Source organism: Endozoicomonas sp. YOMI1 (assembly GCF_024606345.1).
Taxonomy (GTDB): Bacteria; Pseudomonadota; Gammaproteobacteria; order Pseudomonadales; family Endozoicomonadaceae; genus Endozoicomonas.
In genome coordinates this window covers 1-6,015 of record NZ_JAHHPM010000049.1, presented here as the reverse complement: position 1 = coordinate 6,015, position 6,015 = coordinate 1, and the positions used below count along the sequence as shown (strand labels likewise).

General features: G+C 51.1%; 9 protein-coding genes. 8 read left to right on the top strand and 1 reads right to left on the bottom strand.

Going from position 1 to position 6,015, the window contains the following annotated elements; translation table 11 throughout:
* Positions 1-44: 44 nt before the first annotated feature.
* From KDK15_RS02005 to KDK15_RS01970, 8 genes are all read left to right on the top strand, one after another.
* Positions 45-290: a hypothetical protein gene (locus KDK15_RS02005; RefSeq protein WP_257293696.1), complete on the top strand. Its 246-nt coding sequence runs from the start codon at positions 45-47 to the stop codon at positions 288-290.
* The gene (locus KDK15_RS02000; protein WP_257293695.1) at positions 287-538 is read left to right on the top strand and encodes a hypothetical protein; all 252 of its coding nucleotides are present in this window, start codon (positions 287-289) and stop codon (positions 536-538) included. Before KDK15_RS02005 ends, KDK15_RS02000 begins: the two co-directional genes overlap by 4 nt.
* Positions 535-1,530, top strand: coding sequence for a primase-helicase zinc-binding domain-containing protein (locus KDK15_RS01995; protein WP_257293694.1), 996 nt, complete (start codon positions 535-537; stop codon positions 1,528-1,530). Before KDK15_RS02000 ends, KDK15_RS01995 begins: the two co-directional genes overlap by 4 nt.
* On the top strand, positions 1,517-3,079 hold the full coding sequence (locus tag KDK15_RS01990; RefSeq protein WP_257293693.1) for a YfjI family protein: 1,563 nt from the start codon (positions 1,517-1,519) through the stop codon (positions 3,077-3,079). Before KDK15_RS01995 ends, KDK15_RS01990 begins: the two co-directional genes overlap by 14 nt.
* Before the next feature lie 119 nt (positions 3,080-3,198).
* Positions 3,199-3,459, top strand: coding sequence for a hypothetical protein (locus KDK15_RS01985; protein ID WP_257293692.1), 261 nt, complete (start codon positions 3,199-3,201; stop codon positions 3,457-3,459).
* Entirely contained in the window at positions 3,456-3,683 is a 228-nt protein-coding gene (locus KDK15_RS01980) for a hypothetical protein (RefSeq protein ID WP_257293691.1), read from the top strand. Before KDK15_RS01985 ends, KDK15_RS01980 begins: the two co-directional genes overlap by 4 nt.
* A gap of 89 nt (positions 3,684-3,772) precedes the next feature.
* Complete coding sequence (locus tag KDK15_RS01975; protein ID WP_257293690.1) at positions 3,773-4,717, top strand: hypothetical protein; 945 nt, start codon at positions 3,773-3,775, stop codon at positions 4,715-4,717.
* A gap of 306 nt (positions 4,718-5,023) precedes the next feature.
* The gene (locus KDK15_RS01970) at positions 5,024-5,434 is read left to right on the top strand and encodes a type II toxin-antitoxin system PemK/MazF family toxin (RefSeq protein ID WP_257293689.1); all 411 of its coding nucleotides are present in this window, start codon (positions 5,024-5,026) and stop codon (positions 5,432-5,434) included.
* Positions 5,435-5,605: 171 nt separating this feature from the next.
* Here the strand turns inward: KDK15_RS01970 and KDK15_RS01965 are convergent.
* A partial coding sequence (locus KDK15_RS01965) for a hypothetical protein (protein ID WP_257293688.1) occupies positions 5,606-6,015 on the bottom strand: 410 nt, incomplete at its 5' end.

Here is a 6,015-nt window from a genome sequence, read left to right as displayed (position 1 = left end):
TGGACTGGACTACCTGAACGACTGGACGGAGTGAGGGCGAGACAATGCGACTGAATTGGAAATTCAACACCAACCCTCACGGACTGGCCAGCTTTGAATCTGCCGGCTGTTTCCACTGGATAGAGATTGATACCAGACCAGCGGGCTTTATTGCTGTCATCGATTCAGACGGTATGAAGCTGGCCATGAAACCGGCAGTCAGCCCCAGTGCAGCCAGAGCAAAAGCCGAGGCTGTCTTAGAGTGCTTTGAGGTTAAAACCGATATGCCAGAGCAGGAGGGCAAGCAATGAAAGCCCCCCTGCACTACAGAAAGCAGATGGAAAAGCGTTACCCGAACAACTGGCCAATGGAAGCCTTCACCTTCTGGGTTGATTACTACTGGAAGAACGGGAACGAACCCACCTATGAACAGTGGAAGAAGCACCAGGCAAGGCAGCAGGCCTACAACAAACACAAGGCAAACCGTGTTCAGGCATCCAGGAAAGTTGGCCTTGAAACCCTGAAGCTACTGTATGGCAAGTTGGAGGCTGACCAGTGAGAGCCCGACTGTTTACAGAGCAGGTAAAACTAGCCTCTGCCGGGCAGTGGGACAGCGTGTTACAGGCCGTGTGTGGGCTAACCGATGACGAGGTGAACCCACGCAAGAACAACATGCCTTGCCCTGCCTGTGGTGGGAGGGATCGGTATTCGTTTATGAGTATCGAGGACGGTAATTACATCTGTCGCCAATGTGGATCTGGTGACGGTTTCAGCCTGATGATGAAAGTCTTGGAGTGCTCATTTACGGAAGCGGTGGAGCATACCGCCTGTTATCTGGGCATTGAACGCCAGTCATACAGCAATCAGGCACAAGCGACAGCACAACTGGCAAGGATTCAGGACGCTAACCGGGAAAGACGACAGGAACAGCAGCAGGCAGAAGCCAGAGAGAAGCAAGAGCAGCAGGCACAGGCAGCACAGCGAGCCGCCTACCTTCTGGCCACCGCCAAACCAGCAAGCCCCCTGCATCCGTACCTTGTGCGAAAGCAGCTCCAGCCCCTTGGGTTACAGCAGCAAAGCAGTCTATTGCTGGTGGGCTTATACAGCCACGGTCATACACTGGTAAACATTGAGTTCATCAATCCCCAGGGTAAAAAATTCGGGCTCGAAAACGGGCAACGCAAAGGGGTGTATCACCGTTTTGGCGGGGATGCCTGGACAGTCTATGTGTGTGAAGGATGGGCAACGGGAGCCAGCATATACCTGATGGATAACCAGGCTGTGAGAGTTTATGCAGCCATGGGGAAAGGGAACCTTGAAACTGTCGCCCATATTGCCAGAGAGCAGAACCCTGAAAGCCGGTTAGTACTGGCAGCAGACAACGACACCCACCTGATAAACAACCCCGGACTAACCGGCGCTATCAAAGTAGCGGAACAAGTGGGGGCGCTGGTAATGCTCCCCCCTGCCGCAACACAGGCCAGCGACCAAGGAACCGACTTCTCAGACTACTACCTTGCCAATGGAGGGCTATCCTATGGCTCTATGTGATTCTCCGAATGTTGCTGTCCTTAAACCGGGCGATACAGCAGCCGCCATTCAGCAAGCCAACGCAGCAGCAGGCCAGCCCGCTATCAGTTGGCCAGAGCTGAAGCCCCTTAATGATAATCTGCTACCCGTCAAACCCATTACACCGGATATGTTGCCTGATGAACTGGCAGATTGGCTGGTGGACATTGTGGAGCGTATGGACAACGCCCCTTATGAGTATGCAGCGGTATCGGTTGTCTCTGCCTTGGGTAGCCTGATTGGTCGCAAGGTGAGTGTTCGACCAAAACAGTTTGATGACTGGACAGTTATTCCGAACCTGTGGGGTTGCTGTGTGGGCAGGCCAAGCCAGAAGAAAAGCCCGGTTATCAAGGCTGCAACCAAACCATTAACCCGATTGGAAGCAGCCGCCAGAGAGCAGCAAAAAGAAGACCTGAAGCGATACCAGGCACAAGAGAAAATAAACAACATGACAACCAAGGAGGCAGAGAAGGAAGCCGCCAAGCTGGTCAAAAACAAGAAGTTTGTCGAAGCCGAAGCCCTGTTGATGGATGACAGCTCAGACCCAGAGAAGCCCATAAGCAGGCGTTACATCGTCAACGATGCCACAGTAGAGAAACTGGGCATTCTGTTATCAGAAAACCCGTGGGGCTTGCTGATGTTTCGTGACGAACTTTATGGATGGATAGCAGGCCTTAACCGTGATGACAGACAGCAGGATAGAGCGTTCTGGCTGGAAGCCTTCAACGGTGACGGTACATTCAGTTATGACCGGGTAACAAGAGAGGATGTTTATATCCCTTCCAATACCGTGTCACTACTCGGAGGCATTCAGCCAGGGCGACTACTCCCCTTATTGATGAGCCAGCGTGAAGGATCGGGCGACGATGGATTAGTAGAACGCTTTCAGCTATTAGTTTATCCCGATGGCGGGGAGTTCAGGCATACCGACAGACAGCCCAATAAAGCCCTTCAGGAAAAGGCTTATCAGGTATTCCGTCGATTGGATGAGATTGAGTACAACCCAGAGGAAGAAAACCGGCTATCACTTCAATTTGATGAGCAAGGACAAGCCGTGTTTAACCGCTGGTACTGCGATCTGATGACCCGGGTAAGCGGGAAAGATATCAGCCTGCACATGGAAAGCCACTTAGGAAAATACCCTTCTCTGATGCCTGCACTTGCCCTGATATTCCACGTCATCAAACACGGCGACACAGGCAGCATAAGCAAGCAATCGGCTGAAATGGCTATTCATTGGTGTGAGGTATTGGAGACACACGCCAACAGGGTTTATTCACTGGCTGATGATCCACTGGCAGGTGCTCGCATTCTGAAAGACAGGCTCAAAAAGCTACCGGCATCCTTCAAGACAAAAGACCTCAGTGACAAAGGCTGGACAGGACTGACAGAACCGGCAGACAGGGACAAGGCTTTGAACTGGCTGGAGCTTCACGGCTATCTCTACAGGGAGGAAGTGAAAAAAGGGCAAGGCCGACCAGTCGTGACCTATCACATCAACCCGGCATGTATTTCTGACGAGGAAGAGTAAGCAGAAAACACGCAGGGTAGTACCCCCCCAAAACCCCCTAAAAGTCCAAATTTGATTTAAGGGGGGTTTTAGGGGGTAGCTACCCTACCTGTTTTTAAAAATTTCAAAGGGGGAACACCATGCTTATCAACGCTGAAAAACGGTTCGTTAAAACTCAGTGGATGGTAATCAACATTGTCGCTGAGTTTCTGGAAGTACCTGCATCCAATGTCAGGATAACCCGGTTCACCAACCACCCAGAGTTAGGCTTGCAGATTGAAGGGGAATACCGGAAACCCAGGGGGAGAAAGTGGCGCACATTCACACCGCTGGTAAGGCTCCATGAGAACCATCCGTACCAGAACAAGCAACGGACGAGCATTACAGGAGAGAACCAATGATGAATGAGAACAGCCAAGAGCTTACCAAATACCGGGACACCTTGCTTTACACAGCAACTTTAATGAACAGCATACTGGCCAACATCGCTACTGGTGAAACCTCACTGGCCAGAGCAGACGCACTTAGAGGTGTAGAGGAAATATTCACCGTGCTGGCTGATGATGATCACAGCGACGAGCTACACACACCTGCAACCACCCGCAGAGAGCAGGAAGCAGCGTAAAGGCTTCGACTGCAATAACACACCATGACGCAGACCGGATAACACATCCGGTTTGTTTTGCCCGTACAAAGGGGGGCACAGGGTACACAATGAACAAACAACAGGCAGCACAGGCAATCGCACTGTACCAGCAGGGTAACGGCTACAAGACCATTGCCAGGGTATTAGGCTTCAAGTCAGCCACCAGTATCAGGCGAGTGATAACCCGGGCAGGACTGAACGAAACCAGCCGGGCATGCACTGCACCGGATACCAGGCACCACCAGCAGGAACGAAGACAACAGTATTTAGCAGCCAGGCTTAAGGAATGTTCCAACGGTACACAGGGGGCACAAAAGGACTACAGCACAGACCCGGTACTATTAGGCGATGCTCAACTATTCGCACAACGACAGACAGCCCGTATGTTCAATGCCATAACCGATATGGGTTTTGTACTGGAATACATGCCAATGCTGGAAGTAGGCAGGTTAGACCCTAAGTACTGGTCGCCCTGGGAAGATGTAGACTTAGGGAGAATGACAGACGAGGAAGCAGACAGGCTATTACTTATCGCCAAGTCCGAAGCTGGTTTGTTTGAGGTATGCGCCTATGACACAAGCGGTAACTGCATGGAAACTCTTGGATACTTTGAACGACCTCAAGTCATTGACCTGATAACCGGCAAACAACCTGTAGACGAACTCAGAACCCAAGCGATCCAGCACGCTATCAGGGATGCAGTGATCAATAACACCGTGAAGCATGCACCGGAAGGATTCGACCACGAAGCCGCCAGGCTCTCAGGCGAGATTCAGAAGGCACAGAGCAGCCTACGGTTCAGCGGTTTTGCTCTGGGCTTTGCTTCATCAATGGCAGGCGTGAAACCTTCTCAGGATATGATCGACAAGAACAACCAGGAGAAGCAGGGACTACAGGACAAGCTAACCGGCCTGCAAGCGCAATGGTCAAGCCGGTATGGTGTGGACTATGAGCGATTCATTGAGAAGCCAGAGCAGTTAGAGCAGTTAGAGCAGTTATTGTTAACGGGCTGATTCTGGCCACCAGCAACAGTCATTATTCCCGTATCCCACTTCGAGGTGGGAGCCGACTTTTCTCGGACGATCGTAAAAAGCCAGAACGGTATAACTTACCGACAGTTTGTCGAACCCCCTCCGAACCCAATAGATGCCGGAAAACTTTCCGACATCTCAGGCTATCGCACCTCATCACATCTGATCCACAGAGAGTAACCAGCAACCCTTATCACTGGATTGCAGTACAATAGACCGGAAGCTGGGCGCATTGAGCCAGGATACACCCAATGACAAACACACACGGCATTTCTGATACGGAGTTTTATGGCAATCAAGTATCACCCCAAAGTGGGGAGTATTCTCATGTGCGACTTTTCACAGGGCTTTAAAGAGCCTGAAATGACTAAGAAAAGGCCTATTCTGGTAGTCTCCAGCATAAGAAAGAGAGGTGGACTGGTAACAGTAGCCTGCATAAGCACATCAACACCGAACCCGGTTGAGCCCTACCATTACCTTTTACCCAAGGCCAGCATGCCCCGGATGAAGGAGTTTCAAGAGAAAGAAAGCTGGGTAAAAGCCGATATGCTCTACACCGTAGGCTTTCACCGGTTGGATCAAATCAGACTACCCACCAGGGGAGCCGATGGTAAACGAATGTATTATCAGGACAGACTGGGTAGAGAGCAGATGCAGGCAATACGGAAATGCCTGTTAGCCGGTTTGGGTATATCTTAACTGGCAAAATGCTGAGTTATGCTCTATGTTTACACATGTTCCCGCTCTGCATAGCATCGGGCTTTCGAGACTGCATTCAGGTACGTCCGGTGCAGCCAGTCTTAGAAACGGCGATGACAAGCTATCTAAGACTGTTGATTCAGGGCTCTATCATTCGTGGTAGAGCCCTTGTCATTTAAGGCCTTCAAGCTGGTGAACCACGCCCCGCAATTGCAGCGGAGATAGTCGAACCAGATGGAAGCTTTTCTTTTTTGAGTCCAGTGTAACCAGCCCGAAAACCGTCCACCTCAACAAAGCAGATCGACGAGAAACCCGCACATCTTCCAGCAAGGCCAATCTACCCGGACCCGGGCAGATTGAAGCCAGGGCAATCAATCCATAACGGATAGATAGCTTTGGTTTTGTTGGTATCTCAATTCGCACCACTCCAGAAAACTCTATATCGGGCAAGGTATTTCTCGGCCTGCACACAACACACGAAGCCAATAAACAAGGTGCGCAGTTCGCACTATTGCGCACCGGCAAACCACCAGCAGAAGCACCCTGAAACCAGACGGCCGGTTTAGAAAAGTTCAGTCTGA

What these genes read in the sequence shown, in the direction of transcription:
- KDK15_RS02000 (WP_257293695.1), top strand. Translation starts at nt 287, where the DNA reads ATGAAAGCCCCCCTGCACTACAGAAAGCAGATGGAAAAGCGTTACCCG.
- KDK15_RS01975 (WP_257293690.1), top strand. Translation starts at nt 3,773, where the DNA reads ATGAACAAACAACAGGCAGCACAGGCAATCGCACTGTACCAGCAGGGT.
- KDK15_RS01970 (WP_257293689.1), top strand. Translation starts at nt 5,024, where the DNA reads ATGGCAATCAAGTATCACCCCAAAGTGGGGAGTATTCTCATGTGCGAC.
- KDK15_RS01980 (WP_257293691.1), top strand. Translation starts at nt 3,456, where the DNA reads ATGATGAATGAGAACAGCCAAGAGCTTACCAAATACCGGGACACCTTG.
- KDK15_RS02005 (WP_257293696.1), top strand. Translation starts at nt 45, where the DNA reads ATGCGACTGAATTGGAAATTCAACACCAACCCTCACGGACTGGCCAGC.
- KDK15_RS01990 (WP_257293693.1), top strand. Translation starts at nt 1,517, where the DNA reads ATGGCTCTATGTGATTCTCCGAATGTTGCTGTCCTTAAACCGGGCGAT.
- KDK15_RS01985 (WP_257293692.1), top strand. Translation starts at nt 3,199, where the DNA reads ATGCTTATCAACGCTGAAAAACGGTTCGTTAAAACTCAGTGGATGGTA.